This is a genomic window from Dactylosporangium sp. NPDC050588 (assembly GCF_040654975.1).
GTDB classification, from domain to species: domain Bacteria; phylum Actinomycetota; class Actinomycetes; order Mycobacteriales; family Micromonosporaceae; genus Dactylosporangium; species Dactylosporangium maewongense.
Window position 1 is genome coordinate 105,507 of sequence record NZ_JBFAJA010000014.1, and the last position, 23,127, is coordinate 128,633.

Annotated in this window: 14 protein-coding genes; 11 read left to right on the forward strand and 3 right to left on the reverse strand. The window is 71.9% G+C overall.

Annotated elements, in window-relative coordinates:
• The first annotated feature begins 1 nt into the window (after window position 1).
• Genes AB0I21_RS11955 through AB0I21_RS11965 form a run of 3 tightly spaced genes read left to right on the forward strand, consistent with a single transcriptional unit; the run spans window position 2 to window position 3,970 of the window.
• The gene (locus AB0I21_RS11955) at window positions 2-874 is read left to right on the forward strand and encodes an ATP-binding cassette domain-containing protein (RefSeq protein ID WP_052387520.1); all 873 of its coding nucleotides are present in this window, start codon (window positions 2-4) and stop codon (window positions 872-874) included.
• Window positions 875-878: 4 nt separating this feature from the next.
• Window positions 879-1,760 (forward strand): tetratricopeptide repeat protein, encoded by an 882-nt coding sequence (locus tag AB0I21_RS11960; RefSeq protein ID WP_354888928.1) that lies wholly within the window; start codon window positions 879-881, stop codon window positions 1,758-1,760.
• A gap of 11 nt (window positions 1,761-1,771) precedes the next feature.
• A complete protein-coding gene (locus AB0I21_RS11965; RefSeq protein WP_360560443.1) occupies window positions 1,772-3,970 on the forward strand; it encodes an arginase family protein in 2,199 nt (732 codons plus the stop codon).
• Window positions 3,971-4,015: 45 nt separating this feature from the next.
• Here the strand turns inward: AB0I21_RS11965 and AB0I21_RS11970 are convergent, their stop codons facing one another.
• Window positions 4,016-5,884 (reverse strand): penicillin-binding transpeptidase domain-containing protein, encoded by a 1,869-nt coding sequence (locus AB0I21_RS11970; protein WP_360560445.1) that lies wholly within the window; start codon window positions 5,882-5,884, stop codon window positions 4,016-4,018.
• Between the two features lie 204 nt (window positions 5,885-6,088).
• Here AB0I21_RS11970 and AB0I21_RS11975 point away from each other — a divergent pair, with 204 nt between their 5' ends.
• Together AB0I21_RS11975 and AB0I21_RS11980 are read left to right on the forward strand one after the other, a co-directional pair.
• On the forward strand, window positions 6,089-10,948 hold the full coding sequence (locus tag AB0I21_RS11975) for an NAD-glutamate dehydrogenase (protein ID WP_360560447.1): 4,860 nt from the start codon (window positions 6,089-6,091) through the stop codon (window positions 10,946-10,948).
• Window positions 10,949-10,989: 41 nt separating this feature from the next.
• The gene (locus tag AB0I21_RS11980) at window positions 10,990-14,694 is read left to right on the forward strand and encodes a tetratricopeptide repeat protein (RefSeq protein WP_360560449.1); all 3,705 of its coding nucleotides are present in this window, start codon (window positions 10,990-10,992) and stop codon (window positions 14,692-14,694) included.
• Window positions 14,695-14,764: 70 nt separating this feature from the next.
• Here the strand turns inward: AB0I21_RS11980 and AB0I21_RS11985 are convergent, their stop codons facing one another.
• Window positions 14,765-15,706: a hypothetical protein gene (locus AB0I21_RS11985; RefSeq protein WP_360560450.1), complete on the reverse strand. Its 942-nt coding sequence runs from the start codon at window positions 15,704-15,706 to the stop codon at window positions 14,765-14,767.
• Window positions 15,707-15,760: 54 nt separating this feature from the next.
• Between AB0I21_RS11985 and AB0I21_RS11990 the strand changes: the two genes are divergently transcribed.
• Together AB0I21_RS11990 and AB0I21_RS11995 are read left to right on the forward strand one after the other, a co-directional pair.
• Window positions 15,761-15,892, forward strand: coding sequence for a hypothetical protein (locus AB0I21_RS11990; protein WP_360560451.1), 132 nt, complete (start codon window positions 15,761-15,763; stop codon window positions 15,890-15,892).
• A 285-nt stretch (window positions 15,893-16,177) separates the two neighbouring features.
• Window positions 16,178-17,173, forward strand: a complete 996-nt coding sequence (locus AB0I21_RS11995; RefSeq protein ID WP_360560453.1) for a peptidoglycan bridge formation glycyltransferase FemA/FemB family protein — start codon at window positions 16,178-16,180, stop codon at window positions 17,171-17,173.
• Here the strand turns inward: AB0I21_RS11995 and AB0I21_RS12000 are convergent.
• Window positions 17,143-17,724 carry a hypothetical protein gene (locus AB0I21_RS12000; protein WP_360560455.1) on the reverse strand — a complete coding sequence of 194 codons (582 nt, stop codon included), beginning with the start codon at window positions 17,722-17,724 and terminating at the stop codon, window positions 17,143-17,145. The two genes, AB0I21_RS11995 and AB0I21_RS12000, sit on opposite strands and share 31 nt — an antisense overlap.
• Window positions 17,725-17,978: 254 nt before the next feature.
• Between AB0I21_RS12000 and AB0I21_RS12005 the strand changes: the two genes are divergently transcribed.
• From AB0I21_RS12005 to AB0I21_RS12020, 4 genes are read left to right on the forward strand one after another with little or no spacing between them, the layout of a single operon-like run.
• The gene (locus tag AB0I21_RS12005) at window positions 17,979-18,758 is read left to right on the forward strand and encodes a WecB/TagA/CpsF family glycosyltransferase (RefSeq protein WP_360560456.1); all 780 of its coding nucleotides are present in this window, start codon (window positions 17,979-17,981) and stop codon (window positions 18,756-18,758) included.
• Between the two features lie 42 nt (window positions 18,759-18,800).
• Entirely contained in the window at window positions 18,801-20,687 is a 1,887-nt protein-coding gene (asnB, locus tag AB0I21_RS12010) for an asparagine synthase (glutamine-hydrolyzing) (protein ID WP_360560458.1), read from the forward strand.
• 40 nt (window positions 20,688-20,727) lie between these two features.
• Window positions 20,728-21,732 carry a sugar transferase gene (locus tag AB0I21_RS12015; RefSeq protein ID WP_360560459.1) on the forward strand — a complete coding sequence of 335 codons (1,005 nt, stop codon included), beginning with the start codon at window positions 20,728-20,730 and terminating at the stop codon, window positions 21,730-21,732.
• Window positions 21,707-23,086 (forward strand): hypothetical protein, encoded by a 1,380-nt coding sequence (locus AB0I21_RS12020; protein WP_360560461.1) that lies wholly within the window; start codon window positions 21,707-21,709, stop codon window positions 23,084-23,086. The genes AB0I21_RS12015 and AB0I21_RS12020 overlap by 26 nt, the downstream gene beginning before the upstream one ends.
• Window positions 23,087-23,127: the final 41 nt, after the last annotated feature.

The window sequence follows — 23,127 nt, forward strand, 5'->3', positions numbered from 1 at the left end:
CATGAACGGGTTGGCGGTGGCCTGCCGGCGGGTCGTGCACATCTACCGGGCCGAGGCGGGCGACGTCGTGGCACTCGCCGGCGTCGACCTGTCGATCGGGCCGGGGGAGACCCTCGCCCTCGTCGGGCCGTCCGGCTCCGGCAAGTCGACGCTGATCGCGCTGCTCGCCGGGCTCATGCGGCCCTCCGCCGGCAGGGTCAACATCGGCACGTACGACATGGGCAAGCTCTCCGACGGCGAGATCGCCCGCCTCCGCGGCACCGAGATCGGCGTGGTGCTGCAGGGCGCCGCCCGCAACCTGCTGCCCTACGCGACGCTGCACCGCAACATCTGGCTCGCCCAGCGCCGCGCGGCCCGCACCGAGGGCATCAAGCTCGACGACCCGGACCGCATCCTGGACCTCGTCGGCCTGCCCGGCCTCGGCCGCGCCCGCATCGACGAGCTCGCGCCCGGCGCCCGCCAGCGCGCGGCGCTCGCCGTCGGCATCGCCGCCGGGCCCGGCCTCCTGCTCGTCGACGAGCCCACCAGCCAGCTCGACACCGCCGGCCGCGACGAGGTCCTCGAGGCCCTGGAGACCGTCAACCAGGAGCGCAACACGACCATCGTCGTCGTCACCCACGACGGTGACGTGGGCACCCGCCTCGGCCGCGCCGTCACCATCCGCGACGGCCGCGTCGGCGCCGAAGGCCGCGACGGGCAGGACTTCGCCGTCGTCGCCGGGGACGGCACCGTCCAGCTGCCGCCGGAGGTCCTCGGCGATTTCCCGCCCGGCACGCTCTTCACGGTGGAGCACATCGACGGCGCCGTCACACTGGTGGCAGGGGGATCCGACCGGTCACTTGCGGCGGACCACTTGGGGCACGTGCAAAACTAGCTCCATGAGCGACCCAAGGCAGACCCAGTCGATCTTCACCCGCGGGGCGGTGGACCTCGGAGCCCTGGCCCGGAGCAATCAGGCCGCGGCGCAGCGATCTGCCCAACCCTCCGCCGCGCCGAGCTCGGCGTTCGTGTTCGACGTCACCGAGGCCAACTTCCAGGACGCCGCCCTGCAGCGTTCGGTCACGACCCCGGTCGTCCTGGACTTCTACGTCGCCGGCAGCCAGCCGCACCAGCAGTTCTCCCCGCTGCTGGAGAAGCTCGCCGCCGAAGGTGATGGCACCTGGCTGCTCGGCCGCGTCGACATCGAGGCCAACCCGCGGCTCGCCCAGATGTTCCGCATCCAGGGCATCCCGTTCGTCGTCGCGATCGTCGGCGGGCAGCCCGTCGACGCGTTCAACCAGATGCTGCCCGAGACCCACCTCCGCCAGTGGATCGACGCGGTGCTCAAGGCCGCCGGCATCGAGGTCCAGCGCGGCGACGACCCGCGCCTGCTCGCCGCCGACGACGCCCTCATGGACGGCGACCTCGACGGTGCCGAGGGGGCCTACCGCGCCATCCTCGCCGACACGCCGGCCGACCCGATCGCCGAGTCCGGCCTGGCCCAGGTCGCCCTGCTGCGCCGCACCTCCGGGCTCGACCCGGCGGCGGTCCTGGCGGCGGCGGGTGAGGACATCCCCTCCCAGCTGCTCGCCGCCGACATCGAGGTGCTCACCGGCCAGGCCGACCTGGCCTACAAGCGCCTCATCGACCTTGTCCGCCGCACCCCCGGCGACGACCGCGAGACGGTGCGCAAGCACCTCGTCTCGCTGTTCACCGTCGCGGGGCCCGACGACCCCGCGGTCGCCAAAGCCCGCCGGGCGCTGGCGAGCGCGCTGTTCTGAGCCGGGGCGGGATGCGCCGGATCGCCGTCGTCGACGCACCGAGCAACCTGGGGTTGCGGCCACCGACCGCAACCTCGGTCCCCGGCTGCGCGAAAGCTCCCGGCGCGCTGCGCGACAGCGGCCTGCTGGCCCGGCTGGGCGCCCGCGACGCGGGGTGCATCACCCCCTCGCGGTATGACCCGGCCGGCTGGCAGCCCGGCGACGGCGTCGCGCAGGCCGACGAGATCGCCGTCTTCGTCCGCCGGCTGGCCGACCGGATCGGCGCCATCCTCGCCTCCGGCGACTTCCCGGTCGTCCTCGGCGGCGACTGCTCGATCCTGCTCGGCGCGGGGCTGGCGATGCGGCGATACTCGGCCGACCTCGCCGGCCGGATCGGCCTGGTCTACGTCGACGGCCACTCCGACTTCCGCCACGAGGGCAACGCCTCCTACGTCGGCGCCGCCGCGGGTGAGGCGCTCGCCCTGGCGACCGGCCGCGGGCAGAGCAACCTCGCCTCGATCGAGCAGCGCCGGCCGTACTTCCGCGACGTCGACGTCGTCCTGCTGGGCATCCGCACCCACGACGAGTACCGCCTGGATCTGCAGGCCGCGGGGATCGTCGCCCGGGCGGTGCCGGAGCTGCGCTCGCACGGCGCGGCCCGCTCCGCCCAGTGGGCCCGCGACCAGCTGCGCGACTGCGCGGGCTTCTGGGTGCACGTCGACGTCGACGTCCTGGACCCAGCGGTGATGCCGGCCGTCGACGCGCCCGACGTGGGCGGGATCGCCTACCGGGAGCTGGAGATCCTGCTCAGCGGCCTGGTCTCCGACCCGCGCTGCGTGGGCGTGCAGGTCACCGTCTTCGACCCGGACTACGACCCCGACGGCCAGTACGCCCGCGAGGTCACCGACGTCCTCGTCGCCGGCCTGGAGCCCCTCGTCACGTCGTCGGCCCTGGCCGCCACCGATCTCACCCCGGTGGTGTCGGCCCCGCCGCTGAACGCGGACCTGCTCACCCCGCCGCTCCCCACCCCACCGCTCCCCACCCCGCCGCTCCCCACCCCGCCGCTCCCCACCCCACCGCCGCCCGCCGCCCCGGAACCGGCTCAGGAGCCAGACCTGGACGAGGACCTGGACCCGAACCTGGACCCGAACCTGGACGTGGACGTGGAGCCGGGTCTGGGCCGGGGTTCGGAGCCGGGTCTGGGCGCGGATTTGGAGCCGGGTCTGGACGCGGGCTCGGAGCCGGGCCTGGATGTCGAGCCGGTCGGCGACGAGCTGCCTCACGACGTCGCCGAGGACGGGGCAGAGCCGGCCCCCTCGGATCTCGAACAGACGTTGGTCAATGCAGCGAACGAGGACGTCGAACTGGTGGACGCCGAGGTGGCGCAGCCAGCTTCCTCAGAGTCCGCCGCCGCCGATGTCGATGTCGACGCCGATGCCGCGGACGTCGGCTCCGCCCACCCGACACAGACGTTGGTCAATGCAGCGGACGAGCCTGAGGCGGCAGACGAGCCTGAGGCGGCAGACGAGCCTGAGGTGACGGACGGCCCTGAGGCGACGGACGGGCCTGAAGTGGCAGATGCCGCCCCTCCCGCCCCCGCGCAGACGTTGGTCAATACGTCCGGCGGTTCCGAGGTGGCAGGGGCGGAGCTGCCGCCCCTCGGCTGGGTGGACGTGCGGACCGGGGCGGTGGTCGACCTGGCCGCGGGCCGGAGAACCGGGCGCACGGAGGAGGGGAAGGCCGACGTGCCGTTGCTTCCGGCGTACAGTCGCGGCGCCGTGATCGGGATCACCACCCGCAAGCCGATCGACGTGGATGCCGAGGCGGCGTCCGGCGAGGTGGACGGCGGCTGGGTGGCTGTCGGCGGTGCGGCCGAAGCGGCGGAGGTCGTCGAGGTCACCGAGGTCGCGGGCGAGCTCGTCGAGCGGCCCGCCGAGGAGCCGGCCGAGCAGGGCGGTGCGCTGCCGTTCGGGCGTCCGGGGCGCAAGGGGCGCCGGGCTCCCCGGCTGGCCCTGACCCTCGCGCCGATCTCCGCGCCGCCCGCGTCGGGGCGGCTCGCCCGGCGTGCCGACCAGCCCGAGGATGACGCCGCGGCCGCCGGCCATGGCGCCGTCGTGCCGTTCGTGCCGGCGCAGTCCAGGACGCCCGTCGAGGGGCCCGAAGGGCCGCTGACCGATGTGGTGCCTGCCGCTCGTACACCCGAGGAAGAACCGACACCGAAGCAGCATTGACACGACGCGGCCCCACCCGCGGTGGCGAGTGGGGCCGGTCGGGTGTCAGCCGATGGTCTGGAAGAACTTCCCGGCGATCGGGACGGCCGCCGCGGTGCTCGCGCCACCGTTCTCCACGAAGACGCAGAAGGCGATGTCGCCGCGGTACCCCATGAACCACGAGTGCGTGTGGGCGGGGTCGTTGTCGTACTCCGCGGTGCCGGTCTTGCCCCGCAGGTCGCCGGGCAGGTTCTTGAGCTGGTCGGCGGTGCCGACGGTGACGACCTCACGCATCATCTGCCGCAGCGGGTCCAGCGCGGCCTGGCTGAGCTGCGGGCCGTCCTGTGCGGGGTTCTTCGGCGCGGGGTCGAGCACGAGCTGCGGCTGCTTCCACTGGCCGCGGGCGATGGCGGCGGCCGCGCCGGCCAGCGCGACCGGCGAGGACAGCGTGGTGCCCTGCCCGAACGCGGCCGCGGCCTGCTCGGACTTGGAGCCGTTGGCGGAGACCTTGCCGGTGAAGACGTCGACGCCCAGGTCCCACGGGATGCCGATGCCGACGCTCTGCGCGGTCTGCGCGAGGCCGTCGGGCGCGAGCTGCGGCGCGAGCGACGCGAACGCGGTGTTGCACGACTTCGCGAAGTCGGTCCGCAGCGGCACGTTGCCGAGCTCCATGTCGTGGGAGTTCTTGAACGTGCGGCCGTCGACGGTGAGGGTCTTCGGGCACGGGACCACCGTCTCGCCGGTCGTGCCCTTGTTCAGTACGCCGAGCGCGGTGATCGTCTTGAACGTCGAGCCGGGCGGGGTCTGCCCGACGAGCGCGAAGTTGTTGCCGGCCGCGCCGGGGCCGTTGGCGACCGCGACGATCGAGTTGTCGCTGATGCGGATCGCGACGAGGGCGGACCGGCGGGAGTCGAGGGCGAGGGCCGCCTCGGCCGCGTTCTGCATGTTGACGTCGAGGGTGAGCTTGATCGCGGCCCCGGGCGACGCTTCGGTGGTGAAGAGCTTCTTGTCCGGGGTGCCGGTCGGCATCGGGACGATGACGGAGACGCCGGGCTTGCCCTGCAGCGCCGTGTCGTACTTCTGTTGGATCCCGGACAGTCCGACGACGTCGCCGACTTTGTACTTGCCCGGGTTCTTGTCCATGATCTCCTTGGTCACCTCGCCGGACGTGCCGATCAGCGCGCGGGCGAACTGCGCCGAGGGCCCCAGGGTCTGCGTCGAGTTGCGGGTGACGATGCCCGGCGTCGAGTTGAGCCTGTTGGAGATCGTGTCGTAGACCTCCTTGCGGAGCGTCACGACCTCGACGAACGCGTCGGGCTTGGCGTTCTTCACCTTGTTGGGCAGGGTCGACAGGTCGACCTGCACCTTGGCCGCGGCGAACGCGTCGGTGAGGTTCTTCGTCACGATGTTGATGTCGGTGACGGAGCGTGGCTGGACACCGATGATGACCACGGGCTTGCTGCTCACGATCGGCTGGCCGGAGCCGTCGAGGATGCTGCCGCGCGGGCCGGCCGACTTCTTCACGGTGAGCTTGTCGGTGGGCTCCAGCTCCGGGTTGATGGTCTTGGCGCCCCAGACCACGGTCCACTGCTTGTCGACGCGCTTGGCCTGGACGGTGGTGTCGTACTCCCACGTCGACTCGGCGACCGGCCACTTCACCGTCACGACGGCGCTGGCCTCGTCCTTCTTGACCGCGGGCGCACCCTTGATCGTCAGCTTGGGCGGGGTGGCGGCGAGGTCGCCGGCGACGGTGGTCCACAGCTTCTGCGCCGCGTCACCGCTGAGCGCTTTGCCGTCCGTGCCCACGAACTTCATCCCGGCGATGTTGCCCTTCTCCCACGCCGCGAGGAACGTCTTCAGCGCGTCGTCCGGCGGCTTGCTGGAGCAGGCGGGCAGGGCGCCGAGCATCGCCAGCCCGGCGAGGAGGGCGATCATGCGACGAAATGAAACGGCCATGGGGGCGATTCTGCGTCATGAAAGCCACGATCCGCACGCCCCAAGATCGGAAAAGTTGGACAATTGGTATGGGGCGTACTGGTCGATCGGCTAACCGACGCTGGGCCGATCAGAATTGTCGGGGGTACGTCTTACGCTGTTCGGGACAACCCACAGCGTCGTGGGTGAGGGGAGAACAGACCAATGAACCGGCCCACGGCAACGGTGCGCACTGCGGTCGCCGAGCCAACCATCGAGGACGACGAGTTAGAGCAGCCAGTGCCCAACGCTGAGCACCTCGTCGCCGAGGCGGTGGTCCTCGCAGCAGCGCAGGACACCGATCCCACACTCGTCGCGCACTACTGGCGACTCGTCCCCGACGAGGAGCTGGCCAGCTGCCAGGTGACGAAGATGGTGGCGGCCACCCGGTCGCACCTCGAGCTCGCCCAGCAGCGGGTGCCCGGCGAGCTGAAGCTCCGTCTTGGGCTCAGTGTGACCGGCGGCACATCGCTGGAGATCGTGACCGACGACATGCCGTTCCTGGTCGACTCAGTCACCAGCGCGCTGTCGGCCCGCAACCTCGACGTCAACCTGCTCGTCCACCCGCTTGTCGTGGTGCACCGCCAGCCGCTGGGCGCCCTGGAGGAGATCCGGGGCGGGGTGGAGCCCGAGGACGCCGCCCCCGGCGACATCGTCGAGAGCTGGATCCGCATCGAGATCGACCGTATCCGCGACGAGCAAGACCTCGAGATCGTGCGCACAGACCTGGCCCGCGTGCTCAACGACGTGCGCGAAGCGGTCGAGGACTGGCCGAAGATGCGCACCCAGGCGCTCACGCTCGCCGACGAGCTCGGCAGCGCGCAGCTGCCGGTGCCCGACAAGGACATCACCGACTCGGTGGAGCTGCTGCGCTGGCTCGCCGACGACCACTTCACGTTCCTGGGCTTCCGGCAGTACAAGCTGGTGAAGGGCGAGCACGGGGAGGACCTGCTGCAGGCCGTCCTCGGCTCCGGCCTGGGCATCCTGCGCGCCGACCAGCCGCACCCGCGGGTGCTGAGCTCCATGACCGCCGAGGCCTACGCCAAGGCCCTGGAGAAGCGCCTGCTGATCATCACCAAGGCCAACTCCAGGGCGACCGTGCACCGCTCGGCGTATCTGGACTACGTCGGCTTCAAGATCTTCGACGCTGACGGCAACGTGACCGGCGAGAAGCGCTTCCTGGGGCTGTTCTCCTCCGCGGCGTACCGCACCAGCGTGCGGGACCTGCCGGTGGTCAGGCGCAAGGTCGCCGAGGTGGTGGAGCGTTCGGGCCTCTCGCCGCGTTCCCACTCCGGCAAGGACCTCATGGAGACGCTGGAGACCTACCCGCGCGACGAGCTGTTCCAGATCACCACCGACGAGCTCTACCGCTCCGCGATGAGCGTGCTGCGCCTCGCCGGCCGGCGGCAGTTGCGGCTGTTCCTGCGCCGCGACGCCTACGGCCGGTTCATCTCCTGCCTGGTCTACCTGCCCCGGGACCGGTTCACCACCGCCAACCGGCTGCGCATCCAGCAGATCCTGCTCGCCGAGCTCAACGGCATCGGCGTCGACTACGCCACCCGGGTCGGCGAGTCGAAGTTCGCGCGGGTCCACTTCATCGTGCGCACCGAGCCCGGCAACCCGCCCGGCGACATCGACGTCGACGACCTGACCGAGCGGCTGTCGGAGGCGACCCGCCTGTGGGACGACGACTTCCGGCTCGTGCTGGAGCGCAAGCTCGACGACGAGCACCAGGCGAAGGAGCTCTACCAGCGCTACGGCACGGCGATCTCGGAGACCTACAAGGACGAGCACACGCCGTATGAGGCGGTGAAGGACGTCGCGAAGCTGGAGCTGCTCGACGAGCCGGGCCAGCTCGTCATGCACGTCTACCGCCGCCGCCAGGACGAGAGCGACATCCGGTTCAAGGTGTACCGCTACGGCGAGCCCATGATCCTGTCCGCCGTCCTGCCGGTGCTGCACTCCCTCGGCGTGCGGGTCACCGACGAGCGGCCCTACGAGATCGTCCGCTCCGACGGCACCATCTACCTCTACGACTTCGGCCTGCAGCTGCCCGCCGACTCGCGGGCGATCGCCGAGGTGCGGCCCCACCTGGAGAACGCGTTCTCCGCCACCTGGCGGGGCGAGGCCGAGGTCGACAACTTCAACACCCTCGTCATCAAGGCCGGCCTCACCTGGCGCGAGGTCGTCGTCCTCCGCGCCTACGCCAAGTACCTGCGCCAGGCCGGCACGGTCTTCTCGCAGGACTACATGGAGACCACGCTGCTGCAGTACCCGGCGATCGCCTCGAAGCTCGTGGCGCTTTTCGCGGCCCGCTTCGACCCGCGGCTGCAGCTGTCGGAGGAGAGCCGCGCCGTGCAGTCCAAGGAGCTGGTCTCGGCGATCCACGCCGACCTCGACGAGGTGACCAGCCTCGACCAGGACCGCATCCTGCGCTCGTTCCTGACCCTGATCCAGGCGACGCTGCGCACGTCGTTCTTCCAGCGCGGCGAGGCGGGCCGGCCGAAGTCCTACACGGCGTTCAAGCTCGACCCGCAGTCGATCCCCGACCTGCCGGCGCCCCGGCCGAAGTTCGAGATCTTCGTCTACTCGCCCAGGTTCGAGGGTGTGCACCTGCGCTTCGGCTCGGTCGCCCGCGGTGGCCTGCGCTGGTCCGACCGGCGCGAGGACTTCCGCACCGAGATCCTCGGCCTGGTCAAGGCCCAGATGGTGAAGAACGCGGTCATCGTGCCGACCGGCGCCAAGGGCGGCTTCGTTCTGAAGCAGAACCCGGGGGACCGCGACGAGGCCGTCGCCTGCTACCAGCTGTTCATCTCCGCCCTGCTCGACGTCACCGACAACCTCGACGGCGGCAAGGTCGTCGCCCCGGCCGAGGTGGTCCGCCACGACCCCGACGACCCGTATCTCGTGGTCGCCGCGGACAAGGGCACCGCCACGTTCTCCGACATCGCCAACGAGATCTCGGTGAAGTACGGGTTCTGGCTGGGCGACGCGTTCGCCTCGGGCGGCTCCGCCGGCTATGACCACAAGAAGATGGGCATCACCGCCCGGGGCGCCTGGGAGTCGGTCAAGCGGCACTTCCGCGAGCTCGGCGTCGACACCCAGACCACCGACTTCACGGTGGTCGGGGTCGGTGACATGTCCGGCGACGTGTTCGGCAACGGGATGCTGCTGTCGCGGCACATCCGGCTCGTGGCCGCGTTCGACCACCGGCACATCTTCGTCGACCCTGACCCTGACGCCGCGACGTCGTTCGAGGAGCGGGCCCGGCTCTTCGCGCTGCCCCGGTCCTCGTGGGACGACTACGACAGGTCGCTGATCTCCGCCGGCGGCGGCGTCTACCCGCGGACGGCGAAGTCGATCCCGATCTCGCCGGAGGCGAGGGACGCGCTCGGCCTCCCGGCGGCGGTCACCGCGCTGACGCCCAACGAGCTGATGCACGCGATCCTGTCGGCCCCGGTCGACCTGTTCTGGAACGGCGGTATCGGCACCTACGTCAAGGCCACCGCCGAGTCGCACGTCGACGTCGGCGACAAGGCCAACGACTACCTCCGGGTCAACGGCCGGGAGCTGCGCGCCAAGGTCGTCGGCGAGGGCGGCAACCTGGGTCTCACCCAGCGCGGCAGGATCGAGTTCGCGCTCGGCGGCGGCCGCGTCGCGACCGACTTCATCGACAACTCCGCCGGCGTCGACTGCTCCGACCACGAGGTCAACATCAAGATCCTGCTCGACCGCGCGGTCGTCGACGGCACGCTCGACCCGAAGGACCGCAACGCGCTGCTCGCCGGGATGACCGACGAGGTCGGCGAGCTGGTCCTGAAGGACAACTACGACCAGGCCACCACGCTGGGCAACGCCCGCGCCCAGTCCCGCGCGCTGCTGCCGGTCCACAAGCGGCTCATCGCCGACCTGGAGCGCCGCGGTCAGCTCGACCGCTCCCTGGAGGCGCTGCCGACCGACGAGGAGCTCGACACGCGGGCCGTGACCGGCGTCGCGCTGACCTCGCCGGAGTTCGCCGTCCTGCTGTCCTACGTGAAGATCGTGCTCGAGCAGGAGATCCTCGACTCCGGCCTGCCCGACGAGGAGTGGACCAACGAGGTGCTCGTCGACTACTTCCCGACCCCGCTGCGGGAGCGCTTCGTGGAGGCGATGGCGGAGCACCCGCTGCGCCGCGAGATCGTCACCACGCAGGTGGTCAACGAGGCCGTCAACCGCGGCGGCCCGTTGTTCTTCCACCGCGCCGCCGAGGAGACCGGGGCCGGCGCCGCCGACATCCTCCGGGCGTCCGTGGTGATCTGGGACGTGTACGGGCTGGGCGAGCTCCGCCGCGCCGTCGAGTCCCTCGACAACCAGGTCCCGACGGAGGCGCAGACGGCGGTCAACGTGAGGATCCGCCGGCTGCTCGACCGGGCGGTCCGCTGGCTGGTCTCCAACCGGCGCCTGCCGATCGACGTCCCCGGCGAGATCGCCCACCTGCGCCCCGGCATCTCGTGCCTGCTGCCGCGGCTGGACACGCTGTTCCGCGGCCAGGAGCGCGAGGCGCTGCACACCAATGCGGCCATACTGCGCGGCCTGGGCCTGCCGGCGGAGGTCGCCGACATGACGACCCGGGTCATGTACGGCTTCGGCCTCCTGGACATCGTCGAGGTCGCCTCGCAGACCAGCCAGGACGTCAACGAGGTCGCCACGGTCTACTACGTGCTGTCGGAGTGGTTCCGGGTCGACGACCTGCTGACGAAGATCTCCAACCTGCCGCGCGGGGACCGCTGGCAGACGCTCGCCCGCATGGCGCTGCGCTACGACCTGTACGCCGCGCTGGCCGCCCTGACGGCGGAGGTCCTCAACGCGACGGCCCCCGACGACGACGCCGAGGCCCGCGTCCACGAGTGGGAGCAGAGCAACGCGATCTTGATCGCCCGCGCCCGCAACGCCATCGGCGAGTTCGGCGGGTCCACGGGCGACCTGGCCGCCATCTCGGTGGTGCTCCGCCAGATCAGGACGCTGGTCCGCACCTCCGCCGCCTGACCCCCGTCCTGTGCCGGCGGGCGGTCCGTCAGAGTCCCCCTGTGAGCCTCGATGCGTCGCTGACCGTGACCGCATCCACCGTGCGGTTGCGGACGGATACCGCCGACGTGTCGGCGCCGCACGGCGGGGTCAGGGCAGGGCTGGTCAACGCCCTGCAGGACGTGCGCCGCGGCCGGGCGCGGGCGGCGCACCAGCGCTCGCGCGACCTGCCCGCGCAGGGCGGCGGGCGGCTGTCGCTGCGGCATGCCGGCAGGCTGCTCGCCGAGTCCTTCCTGCCGCCGCCCGTCGCCGCCGCCCTCGCCGATCTGATCCGCCGGGCCGACGCCGGCACGCTCGACGTGCGGCTCGCCGTCGACGCGCCCGAGTTCGCGGCGCTGCCGTGGGAAGCGCTGCCCGACCCGGTGTCGGGCCGGCCGCTGGCGCTGCACCCGCTCGTGACCGTGTACCGCCGGGGCGGGGCGGACCGCGGCGAGGCGCTGCCGGGCCCGCTGAGGATCGTCGTGGCGGTGGCGGCGCCGGAGCACGGCGGCGGGGCGCTGCTCAACTACGAGCACGAGCTGCGCAGCGTGCTCGCGGCGGTCCGCGGGGCCCGGCGGGGCAGGGCGCGGGTGTCCGTCGTGGAGTTCGCGACCACGGCGGCGATCCGCGAGGCGCTCGACGTGCCGGGCGGCGTGCACGTGCTGCACATCTGCGCCCACGGCGCGCCGGGCGTGCTGTTCCTGGAGGACGAGCACGGCGCGGCCCGCCCGGTCACCGCCGACGTCTTCCTGGAGGAGGCGGTGCCACCGGGCCGCATGCCGCCGGTGCTCGCGCTGGCGGCCTGTTACTCCGATGTGGACGGTGAGGGGCAGGGCCCGTCGTACGCCGCGCGGCTCGCGCAGCGCGGTGCCCGGGCCGTGGTGGGCACGCAGACCAGCGTCACCGACCGGTATGCGACGCTGCTGTTCTCCGCCGTGTACGCCGGGCTGACCCGGAACCTGGACCTGGCGCGGGCCGTCGGTGACGCGCGCCGGTCGGTGCAGCGCACGCTGGAGCAGTCGCACGACGGTCTCGCGGCGTACGACGAGTGGGGTGTCGTCACGCTGCTGTGCGGGCAGCCGGACCTGTCCGTCGTCGACGGCGCCGCCGAGGTGCCGGCGCCGCCGGTGCGGGTGCCGAGGCTGGGCGGGCTGGGGGCGCGGCGGTCCTTCGTGGGACGGCGGCACCAGCTGCGGGTGCTGCCGGGGGTGCTCACCGGCGACCGGTGGGCGGGGCTGGTGCTCAGCGGCATCGGCGGCATCGGCAAGACCGCCCTGGCCGCCGAGCTGGTCGTGTCGCTGGGCGCGGGCTGGTTGCTGGCGACGGTCGTCGGACCGGCCACAGTGGACGGTGTGCTCGGCGCGGTCGCCGCGGCGGTGCGGGTGCAGCTGCTACGGGCGCAGTCCGTGGACCCGCGGGTGGCGCACGCGGCCCGGGTCGCCGACCGTGTGGCGGAGCCGTGGCGGGACAGGTCGCGGCTGCTGCGCGAGGACGTGTTCGACACGCTGCCGGTGCTGCTGGTGCTCGACAACTTCGAGGACAACCTGGACGTCGGCGACGACGGCACCGGCACGGTCCGAGACCCGGGCCTGGCGGCGTTGCTGGCCGATCTGGCCGGCGACCCGGGCCGCTGCCGGCTGCTCGTCACGTCCCGGTTCCCGGTGCGGCTGCCGGGCGGCGCGGAGGACCGGCTGCGCCGCGAGACCGTGCCGCCGCTGAGCTTCGCCGAGACCGAGAAGCTCATCTGGTCGCTGCCGAACCTCGACCGCCACGGCGACCCGGAGTCGGTGTGGCGCACGGTCGGCGGGCACCCGAGATCCCTGGAGTACCTGGACGCGCTGCTCGGCGACGGCGAGGGCCGCACCAGCGAGGTCACCCGCCGGCTGGCGCGCGCGGCCACCCCGAGCCCGACCGGGACCGGGGACGGCGCCGGCGCGATGGCCTCGGTGGTCGCCGTCGCCGCGGAGGAGATCCTGCTCGGCGAGCACCTGGCCCGGTTGTCGCGGGTCCCCGGGGCGGTCGACCTGCTGGTGGGGCTGAGCGTCCACCGTTCGCCGGTCGACCTGTACGGCGTGGCGCACGCGGTGGGCCACACCGACCCGGACGCGGCGGTGACACCGCACAAGCACGCGCTGCGGCTGCTGCTGGACCGGTTGGGCGCGACGGTGGCCGACCTGAACGACGTGCTGGGCGACCCCGACAGCCCGCCGCTCGCCAGGGCCGAGCTGATGGAGGTCGTCGAGGCGTGCGGCGGGCTGCCGCGCCCCGCCCTGCGCCCACCGCCCGAGATGGGCGACGCGCTGACCACGTTGGTCCACAGTGGACTTGTCGACGGCGACGACCTGATGCGCGAGTTCTTCGTGCACCGGTCGACCGCCACCGGGCTGCGGGCGTTCGCCGACCTGACCGAGGCGCACCGGCGGGCGGCGGCGTTCCGGCGCTGGCGGGTGCGGAGCTGGCCGCAGCCCGCGGCGGGTGACGCGCACGACCTGACCGAGGCCCGGCACCACCTGCTCGCCGCCGGTGAGGTGGCGCAGGCGGTCGAGGTGACGGGCGAGCTGTGTGCCGTCCTGGAGGCGTTGGGCGCGTGGGACGTGGAGGCAGGCATCATCCACGACACCCTGCGGCTGCTGCCCGCCGGCGACCCGGCGCGCGGCCGCTTCGAGGGACAGCTGGGCATCATCGCGTACCGCCGCGGCGACGTCGTGGAGTCCGAACGCCTCATCCGCCTGGCGCCGGACCGGGCGGCCACCGCCTTCCAGCTGGGCCGCGTGGCCCAGGACCGCGGCGATCACGACGAGGCCGAGCGGCTGTACCGGTCCGCCGGGGACACCGCCCTGGTGCACCACCAGCTGGCGATGCTGATGTACCTGCGGGGCGAGCACGCCGAGGCGGCAGCCGCGTTCGAGCGCAACATGGACCGGTTCCCGGCGGACGGGGCGACGGTCGCGGCGGCCCACCACCAGCTGGGTCTGCTGGCGCGGTTGCGTGGCGACCTCGCGACGGCGCGGGCGCGGTACACCTCGGCGCTGGCGATGGCCGAGGCGCTCGGTGACCGTCAGGCGGTCGGGCGGGAGCTGCACCAGCTCGCGGAGCTGGCCCAGCAGCGGGGCGACCTGCGGGACGCCGCCCGGCAGTACCACCAGGCCCTCGATATCGCGGAGGAGCTCGGCGACGCGGCGGCGGTCACGGCGATCTGGCACCAGCTGGGCCTGCTGTCCGAGTCGGAGGGCGACCTGACCGAGGCGGAGCGCCTGTACCGCCTGGCGCTCGCGGAGGCGGAACGCCTCGGCAACCGGCGCGACGCGGCCGTCGGGCACCACCAGCTCGGTAACGTGGCCCAACGCCGCGGCCACCTGGACGACGCGGAGGCGCACCACATGCTGGCGCTGGAGCTGTACCGGCGGCTGGCCGACCGCTCGGGCGAGGCGGCGACCTGGCACCAGCTGGGCATGCTGGCGTCCCAGCGGGGCGACGCCGCCCGCGCGGAGGAGCTGACCCGCAAGGGCATCGCCATGAACGCGGCGCTCGGCAACCCGATGGACGAGGCGACCGGGTGGAGCCAGCTGGGCAACCTGGCCGCCGCCCGCGCCGACCGGGACGCGGCGGTCGCGCACCACGAGCGGGCCGTGGAGCTGCACCGGCTCGCGGGCACGCCGGCCGCCTACGACGAGATCCGCCTGCGGGCGCTCCGCGAGCCTGGGCAACCCATTCCAGATCTGGCGTGAACCTCGCCGGGCGGTCCGGGTCATCCGCCGCGTCGGATGGCCCGGACCGTCGACCTCCGTCTCGCGGCGGTCAGCGTGGGACGTAGTGCATCGTCGTGACCACATTGGACGACGCCTGGATGTTGGCCGGCGGGAAGGCCGTGCTGAGACTGGAGATGAACGCGATCAGATGGGTGTCGACGTTCGGCGTGGGCGGGGTGTAGCCGGTCAGCGAACAGACCGACCCGTTGCCGCAGAACGCGATCCGGACACCGGTGTCAGCGTCGAAGATCTCGATGTACCAGGGTGTCGGCGTGACGCTCGAGTTGGCCGTGGCGGTGACCGTCTCGGTCGTCTGCGTGAACACCGGCGCCGTCAGGCTGACCCGGAGCCCGCTGTTGGACCAGGTGACCCAGTTGATCAGGCTGGTGGCCTGCACGGCCGGCAGCGGGAAGGTGGCGCTGTTGTGCGCCACGAACGCCCGGTACCTGTGCGTCGTCGCGCTCGACTGGGCGATGCCGACCGAGCAGCTGGTGCCGGTCCCGCAGATCTGCACCCGGGCGCCGGTGGTCAGGTCGAAGATCTGGGTGTAGAACGGCGACGGACCGACGTCGAACGCCGTCGTCGCGGTCAACGTCACGGCGCTGCCGATGCTGGTCGTCGTCTGGCTGGTGCTCAGCCCGACGGTCGTCGAGTGCCAGTCGACCAGGACGAACGGCGGGTTCGACGCGACGATCTTGTTGCCGGCGGCGTCGCTGATGTCGGCGCTGAACCAGGCCGAGTCGATCACCGAACTGGTCGCGTCGACCGAGCAGGTGGTGCCGGTGCCACAGATCGCGAACTGCGTGGAGTTGCGGTAGATCCGGATGTAGTACGGCGTCGGGCCGACGTCCTGGTTCGCCGTCGCCGTGATGTGGGCGTTCTGCGTCACCCAGAACACGGAGGTCATCACGCCCTCGCTGGTGGGCGCCATGCCGGGCACGTTGAGGGACACCTGCCAGCCGGCGGCCAGCGTGGACTGCCGCTGCGGCACGGCCGGCAGACCCTCGTCGAACTGTGCGGCGGCCTGCCGCTCGCGCTGCGCATCGTGGCGGCCCGGCTGGCCAGCGCCCCCGACGTCCCCCTCGACCACCTCGCCGCCGACCTCGTCGCCGAACGCCGCCGCTCCCGCACCCTCTCCTGCGGCGACCTGCGCATCTCGTACCGGTCCGCGGCCTGACCCGCAGGGTCATGCGGGGCGGGTGAGCCGCCACCGACACTGTGCCGAGGCCGCGCCCCGAGAGGGCCGCGACGTCCCATCGTCAGCGCCGCCACCGGGCCGATCATGAGCAACCTGTGAAGCCCGCGTTGGGTTTCGATCCGATCCCGGCCGTTCGCGACTTCCGGACGGCTTCTTCATCGGATCCGCACGACTGCCTCCTTACCGTTCCGCCACCGGCGCACCTCCAGCGCGGCGCTTGTCCCGGCTCACCCACTCCTTTCCCCCCGAAAGGTGACCCTCCGCATGTCTCGGCACTCCTCCATCGCGTGGTCCGACGAGCTGCCCGGCACGTCGTGGGACGACGACCTGTTCGCCCGCGGCGGGCACTTCCTGCAGAGCACCCACTGGGGCGCGTTCAACCAGCAGCTCGGCCGGAAACTGTTCTTCGGCCAGGGCCCCGGCTGGCAGTGCTTCGCCATCCTGGAGCGGTCCAACAAGGCGACCCGCCTCTACTGCCCGTACGGTCCGGTCGCCGACAGCATGGTGAGCTACCAGCTTGCGATCGCGGAGCTGAAGGCACTGGCCCAGGACCAGGGCGCCATCTTCGTCCGGATGGAGCCGTGGGCGCCGGTGACGAAGGCCGATCTGCAGCGGCTCAAACATCGGCCGGCGCTGAAGGAGATCCAACCCTCACTGGTGTGGCTGCAGGATCTGACCAAGCCGCGCGACCAGATTCTCAAGGACATGTCCAAGAACAACCGGCAGCGGTACCGCAATGCCGCCAAGGTGGGTGTGCGCATCGAGGCGAGCCATGATCCCGGCGATGTGGAAGCGTTGCTGATGGTGGTCCACGAGGTGGCCGTCCACAACCGCATCGTCCAGCACCCGGACGACTACTACCGGACCATGGCGCAGGTGCTGCTGCCCCGCGACGCGGCCACCCTGTACATCGCCCGGCACCACGGCGAGCCGGTCTCCGCGGCGATCGTCTTCGACAGCCCGACCACCCGCCACGTCGGACACTCCGGGAGCATGCACGCCCACCGGCACGTCCACCCGGGCGCCATCATGCGCGCCACGATGGTCCTGGACGCCCAGGATCGTGGGCAGAAGACCTTCGATTCGCTGGGCGTGGCGCCGCCCGGCGAGCCGGAACACCCGTGGGCCGGACTGACCAAGTTCAAACTGTCGTTCGGCGGCGACTACCGGTACTACCTCGGCACTTGGGAACTGCCGGTGAGCCCGCTCTACCACGCCTACCGGTCGGTCTACTCGGCATATTCGGCGACCCGTCGCTGACGGCCGGCCCCGGCGATGGGCCGCTTCGTCTCCGCCGTGCTGCTTCGGCCTGGACACCTACGACCCGGTGCGGCGCCGCTACAGCAGGCGTTTGAGCAGCGCCCAGCCGCCGAGCGAGAGCAGGGCGGTCGCGGCGACGAGGAGATGAGGGACTCGGTGAGCTGCAGGCGCCAGAACTGGCCGTCGGGGTGGAACGAGGCGCTGACGGTGGCGATCCGCTGGCGGCTGAGGCAGGTTTCGATGGTGCCGTCGGCGCTCTTGCAGGAGGACGGATCGAAGTCGACGGCGGTGCCGGCGGCGTCGCAGTAGGCCGAGCCCACGCGCCACGCGTCGTCGGGGACGAGGCTGCGACCGCTCTGCGAGCCGAGCCGGTGCGCATACGCGTGGTCCCAGCGCGGGTTGAGCGCCCTGCCCGCGCGCAGCATCTCGTCGACGGTGAACCTGCGGTACAGCGGCTTGCCCTGCGCGAGGAACGCCGGCTTGGAGTCCGTCCCGCCGGTGCCCGGGGTACTGCCGAGCACCTCGACGGCGCCCTCACCCGGAGCTGTCAAGACGACAGGTGATACCGCAGGTGGCGAGCCGAGGGACACATCGCCATGGCGTCGCGGTCACGCGGCCGCCCACCACAAGTCACCTCCGCTGCGCCGCCATCCGGCGTTTGTCGGCAACCGCGTGGGTACAGGCGCGCTCAGCATCCCGCAGTCGAGGCCGGCGTTCGTCGCCTCGACCCGACCGGCGTGGTCGGCGCGTGCCGGCGGGGCGAGAGGAAGGAAGAGCGTTGGTCGACGCGGGAAAACGCAGCGTCATGGGGGTGTTGGTCGACGTCATCGACTACGACGCGGCGGTCGCGAAGGTGTTCGCGGCCGCCCAGCAGCAGCGCCCGTTCATCCTGACCGCGCTGGCCGTGCACGGGGTGATGACCGGGGTGTCCGATCGGCGGCACAACGCCCGGCTCAACGCCTTCGACGTGGTCGTCCCGGACGGCCAGCCGGTGCGATGGGCGCTGAACCTGCTGCACCGGGCCGAGCTGCGCGAGTGGGTGAGCGGGCCGGAGCTGACCCACCGGGTGCTGTGGCGCGCGGCCGTCGAGGAGCTGCCGGTCTATCTGTACGGGTCCACGCAGCGGACCGTCGCGAGGTTGGCCGGGGCGTTGACCCGGACGGTCCCGGCGCTGCGGATCGCCGGCGTCGAACCGTCGCGGTTCCGTGACGCCGAGCCGGGCGAGTACGCGCGCATCGCCGAACGCGTCAACGCATCGGGAGCCCGCCTGGTCCTGGTCGGTCTCGGCTGTCCGCGGCAGGAGTCGTTCGTCCACGCGATGCGGCCGCTGCTCGCCATGCCGCTGCTGGCGGTCGGGGCCGCCTTCGACTATCACGCCGGGCTGCTGAGCTACGCACCACGCTGGATGCAACGCAACGGCCTGGCCTGGATGTGGCGGCTGGTCCTCGAGCCGCGCCGGCTGTGGCGGCGTTACCTGATCCTCGGCCCCCGGTACCTCGTGCGGCTGTCGGCACAGAAGGTGGGGCTGTGGGAGCCGCCCGTGCCCGTGCCCTCGCACCGGCCGGCCGAACCCGCACCGGTCTGACCCGCGCTCGCCTGTTCATCGATCGACCGAGGCGGAGGACTCATGTGCGGAATCACCGGAATCGTAGTGGCCGACGACGGGCCCGCCGTGGACGAGGATCGGCTGCGCGCCATGTGTGGCAGCCTCGCCCACCGGGGCCCGGACGAGGACGGATTCTTCGTCACCGCCACCGCCGGCCTGGCGGTGCGGCGGCTGGCGGTCATCGACGTGCTGCACGGCCGGCAGCCGGTGCGGTCCGAGGACGGCACCGTGCACGCGGTGCTCAACGGCGCGATCTACAACCATCAAAGGCTGCGGCAGTACCTCGCCGCGCGCGGCCACACCTTCCGCTCCGGCAACGACGCCGAGGTGATCCCGCACCTGTACGAGGAGTTCGGCACCGGCTTCGCGCAGCACCTGGAAGGCATGTTCGCCATCGCCCTGTACGACAGCGCCCACCACCGGATGGTCCTGTGCCGCGACCGGGTCGGGGTGAAGCCGCTGCACTACGCCGAGCGCCCCGACGGCCTCGTGTTCGGCTCGGAGATCAAGGCGGTGCTGTGCGCGATCCCCGATCGGACACCGGACCTGCAGGCGTTCAGCGCGTACCTGTCGCTGATGTACGTGCCCGCACCGCGGACGATGTACCGGGAGATCCGCAAGCTCGAACCGGGCACGACGCTGGTCTGGCAGGACAACCGCTGCACGGTGCGGCGCTACTGGGCGCTCGCCGACGTGCCGCAACGCAGCCACCTCACCGCCGCCCACGCGTGCGCGATCCTGCGTGACCTCACGGTCGAATGCGTCCGCCAGCAACTGGCGGCCGACGTGCCGGTGGGCTTCTTCCTCAGCGGCGGCATGGACTCCGCCACGATCGTCGCGGCCGCCCGGCACGCACTGCCCGACGCCACGCTGAAGACCTACTCGGTGGGCTTCGCCGACCGGTCGTACGACGAACGTTCCGGGGCCGCCCTCGCCGCGGCCAGGTTCGGCACCGACCACACCGAGCTCGTGGTCGAACCGACGGCCGCGGACGTCATGGACGGCATATTGCCGGCCTTCGACGAGCCGTTCGCCGACCCGTCGATGGTGCCCACCTACTACCTGTGCCGCCTCGCCCGCCAGGACGTGACGGTGGCGTTGAGCGGCGACGGCGGCGACGAGCTCTTCGCCGGTTACCTCACGTACCAGGCCGACAAGTACGCCCGCTACTACCGCCACCTGCCGCGCGCCGTGACGGCCGGGATCGTGCCGGGCCTGCTGCGCTTCCTTCCGCGCTCCAGCGCCAGGGCGAGCTTCGACTTCAAGGCTCGTCGCTTCGCCGACAACGCCCTCGAGGAGCCCGGCCGCAGTCACTACCTGTGGCGGGTCGTGTTCCGGGAGGCGCACAAGGCGCGGCTGCTGCAGCCGGACGTGCTCGCCGAGCTGTGCGACACGTACGACACGCACGAGGCGCACTACGAAGCCGGCGCCGGCTTCGACCGGCTGACCCGGTTCCAGTACACCGACGCCCACGTCTACCTGCCCGACGACGTGCTGACGAAGGTCGACCGGGTGAGCATGGCGCATTCCCTGGAGGTACGGGTCCCGCTGCTGGCCACGTCGATGCTCGAGTTCGCCTTCTCGTTGCCGGGCTCGATGAAGTTCCCGGGCCGGCAACCGAAACGGCTGCTGCGGCAGGCGATGGCCGGCCTGCTGCCGCCACGGACGCTCGCCATGGGCAAGAAGGGCTTCAACGCCCCGCTGCCGCATTGGCTGCGCGGCGAGTTCCGGCCGCTGGTGCGCGAGTACCTGTGCCGGGACGTCCTGCGGCGGCAGGGCTATCTGCGCTTCGACGCGGTGAACGAGATCGTCGAGCGCCACCTCAGCGGCGTGGCCGAACACGCCCGTGAGATCTGGATCCTGCTGCTGTTCACCATGTGGGCCGAGCGGGAGAAGGCATACCGATGACGACGGCCCGTGCCCGCCTGCTCTGGAGGTCCGAAATCCCGTGAGAATCTGGTGGCTGCTCTTCCCGCTGCTGCTGGCCTTGCTGCCCGCCGTCGTCCTCACCTCCTCCGTCCCCCGGCGGGTTCGGGCCTGGGCCTGCCGGGTCGCCTTCATCGTCACCGCGGCGCTGATCGCCGCGCCGTGGATCTGGCTGCGCCTCGACCACGAGGTGCCGGCACGGGTCGCCATGATCCTGATCACCGGATCGTTCGCCGGCGGGATCGTGCTCAGCGGCGCCACGGCCGGGATCGTCGAGGACAACGCGCCGCCGTCGCACGCCGTCCAGCGCGCGGTCCTGGGGTATCACAAGGCCTGCACCATGCGCCCGGTACCGCGGGGCAAGCGGGTCCTGGACGTGACAGGTGCTCTCGTCGGCCTGGCGTTCACGTTGCCGCTGTGGCCGATCATCGGACTGCTCATCTGGTTCGAGGAGCCCGGGCCGATCTTCTTCACCAAGAACTCCGTGGGCCGCGGCGGCCGCACGTTCCGCCAGTTCAAGTTCCGCAGCATGCAGTACGGCGCCGAGCGGCTCACGGGACCGGTCGTGTCGCCCGCCGGGGACCCGCGCACGCTCAGGGTCGGTCGCCGGCTGCGGCGCTGGCACCTCGACGAGCTCCCCGAGCTGATCAACGTGCTCAGCGGCTCGATGAGCCTGGTCGGGCCGCGGCCGCTGCGCACCGTGCTCGTCCGCAAGCACCTCGAGTCGGTGCCCGGCTACACCGAACGGCACACGGTGCGGCCCGGCATCGCCTGCCTCGCCCAGATCGAGAGGTTCCACATGCCGCCGCAGGAGCGGCTGGCGAAGGACCTCGCCTACATCGAGCACCAGGGCGTGCGGCTCGACCTCCAACTGCTCGTCCGCGCCGTGCTGACCACGGTCCGCGGCGAGCGTCACTACGACGAGCCGGTGCTCGGTGCGCCCGCTCCCGCCGCGGTGCTGGCGACCCGGACCGACGGACAGCCGCCGAGGCTGGTTGATCATGCCGGCCAGACCCAGGACGCCTGAGCGGACGCGCATCCCGCGCGTCCGGGGCCGGCTCGCCGGTGCCGGGCTGCTCGACCAGATGGTCATCGCCGCCGCCAACTCGGCGAACACCCTCCTGGGTGGGATCCTGCTGCCCAAAGGGCAGTTCGGCGCGCTCGCCCTGGCGCTCGCGGTGGGCTACTTCGCGACGTGCCTCAATCGGGCGATCGTCGGTGACGTGCTGCTCGCGCTGGCATCGCGCCACGACGGCGAGCCCCGCGTGCGCCTGGCCCGCAACGGCCTGGCCACCGCGCTGTGCTCCGGCCTGATCACCACTGTCGTCTTCGTGGTCCTGTGGGCGCTGCACCCCGGCCGCGGCGGGATCGACCTGCGCCAGCTCATCTGGCTCGCGCCGTTCATGGTCCCGATCATGCTGCACGACACCGCCCGCTTCGACTATCTGGCCGACCGCCGTCCGGACAAAGCCCTCGGCATCGACCTGGTCTGGGCCGGCACCCAGGCCGTCATGGTCACCGCCATGATCCTCACCCACACCTGCAGCGCCGGCGGGCTGCTCACCGGCTGGGGTCTCGGTGCCACCGCCGGCATCACCGTCTACCTCATCCGCGAACACCGGCTGCCCTGGCAGGGCAGCCCGCCGGCCTGGCTGGCCGACACCAGGCAGCTGTCCGGCTGGTTCACCGTCACCGCCGTCGTGGCCCAGGTCCAGGTCCTGGCGATCAGCTTCATCGTCGCCGGCCGCCTGTCCAAGATCGACCTGGCCAACCTGCGCTTCGTGCAGACCGTCCAGCTCCAACCCGTGCAGAACCTGATCACCGCCATCCAGAACCTGCTGGTCCCCCACGTCTCCCGCAATGCCGCCGACGCCGCCGAACCCGGCCCCGAAGGCGCCCGGGCCGCCCTCGCCCTGCGCCGCCAGACCCGCCGACTGGCGATCGCCTTCGCCGTCGTCGGCGCGCTCATGGTGCTCACCCTCTGGCCCGTCGTCTCCTATGTACTGGTCCACACCCAGAAATTCGCCGAAGCCGCCCCGCTGGTCCTGCCCATCGCCCTGCAAGGCGCGCTCTACCTGTTCCAGGTCCCCTTCACCGCCGCGATGCGCGGCATGCACCGCGCCCGGATGCTCTTCGCGCAATACGTCTTCTTCGTCGTCGTCTCCCTCAGCGGCCTCACCTTCGGTGCCGGCCACGGCGGCCTGCGCGGCGCCGCCTGGGGCCTGCTCGCCGGCTCGACCGCCAGCCTGATCTGCATGGTCACCCTCTACGCCTACGCCCTGAGACGGATCCAGAACGTGCCCGAGAACCCGCACGGCCCGGCGGACGCGGGCGCCGACACGTTCGAGCGGCCGGGACTTGCCGTTCGGCCGAGCGCCTGAGTCCGGCGTGGCCGGAACGGGTCGGCGCCGCGTTAGTGTCG

What these genes read in the sequence shown, in the direction of transcription:
- AB0I21_RS11965 (WP_360560443.1), top strand. Translation starts at nt 1,772, where the DNA reads ATGCGCCGGATCGCCGTCGTCGACGCACCGAGCAACCTGGGGTTGCGG.
- AB0I21_RS11955 (WP_052387520.1), top strand. Translation starts at nt 2, where the DNA reads ATGAACGGGTTGGCGGTGGCCTGCCGGCGGGTCGTGCACATCTACCGG.
- AB0I21_RS12005 (WP_360560456.1), top strand. Translation starts at nt 17,979, where the DNA reads ATGGGGGTGTTGGTCGACGTCATCGACTACGACGCGGCGGTCGCGAAG.
- asnB (WP_360560458.1), top strand. Translation starts at nt 18,801, where the DNA reads ATGTGCGGAATCACCGGAATCGTAGTGGCCGACGACGGGCCCGCCGTG.
- AB0I21_RS11970 (WP_360560445.1), bottom strand. Translation starts at nt 5,884, where the DNA reads ATGATCGCCCTCCTCGCCGGGCTGGCGATGCTCGGCGCCCTGCCCGCC.
- AB0I21_RS11975 (WP_360560447.1), top strand. Translation starts at nt 6,089, where the DNA reads ATGAACCGGCCCACGGCAACGGTGCGCACTGCGGTCGCCGAGCCAACC.
- AB0I21_RS11960 (WP_354888928.1), top strand. Translation starts at nt 879, where the DNA reads ATGAGCGACCCAAGGCAGACCCAGTCGATCTTCACCCGCGGGGCGGTG.
- AB0I21_RS11995 (WP_360560453.1), top strand. Translation starts at nt 16,178, where the DNA reads ATGTCTCGGCACTCCTCCATCGCGTGGTCCGACGAGCTGCCCGGCACG.
- AB0I21_RS12020 (WP_360560461.1), top strand. Translation starts at nt 21,707, where the DNA reads ATGCCGGCCAGACCCAGGACGCCTGAGCGGACGCGCATCCCGCGCGTC.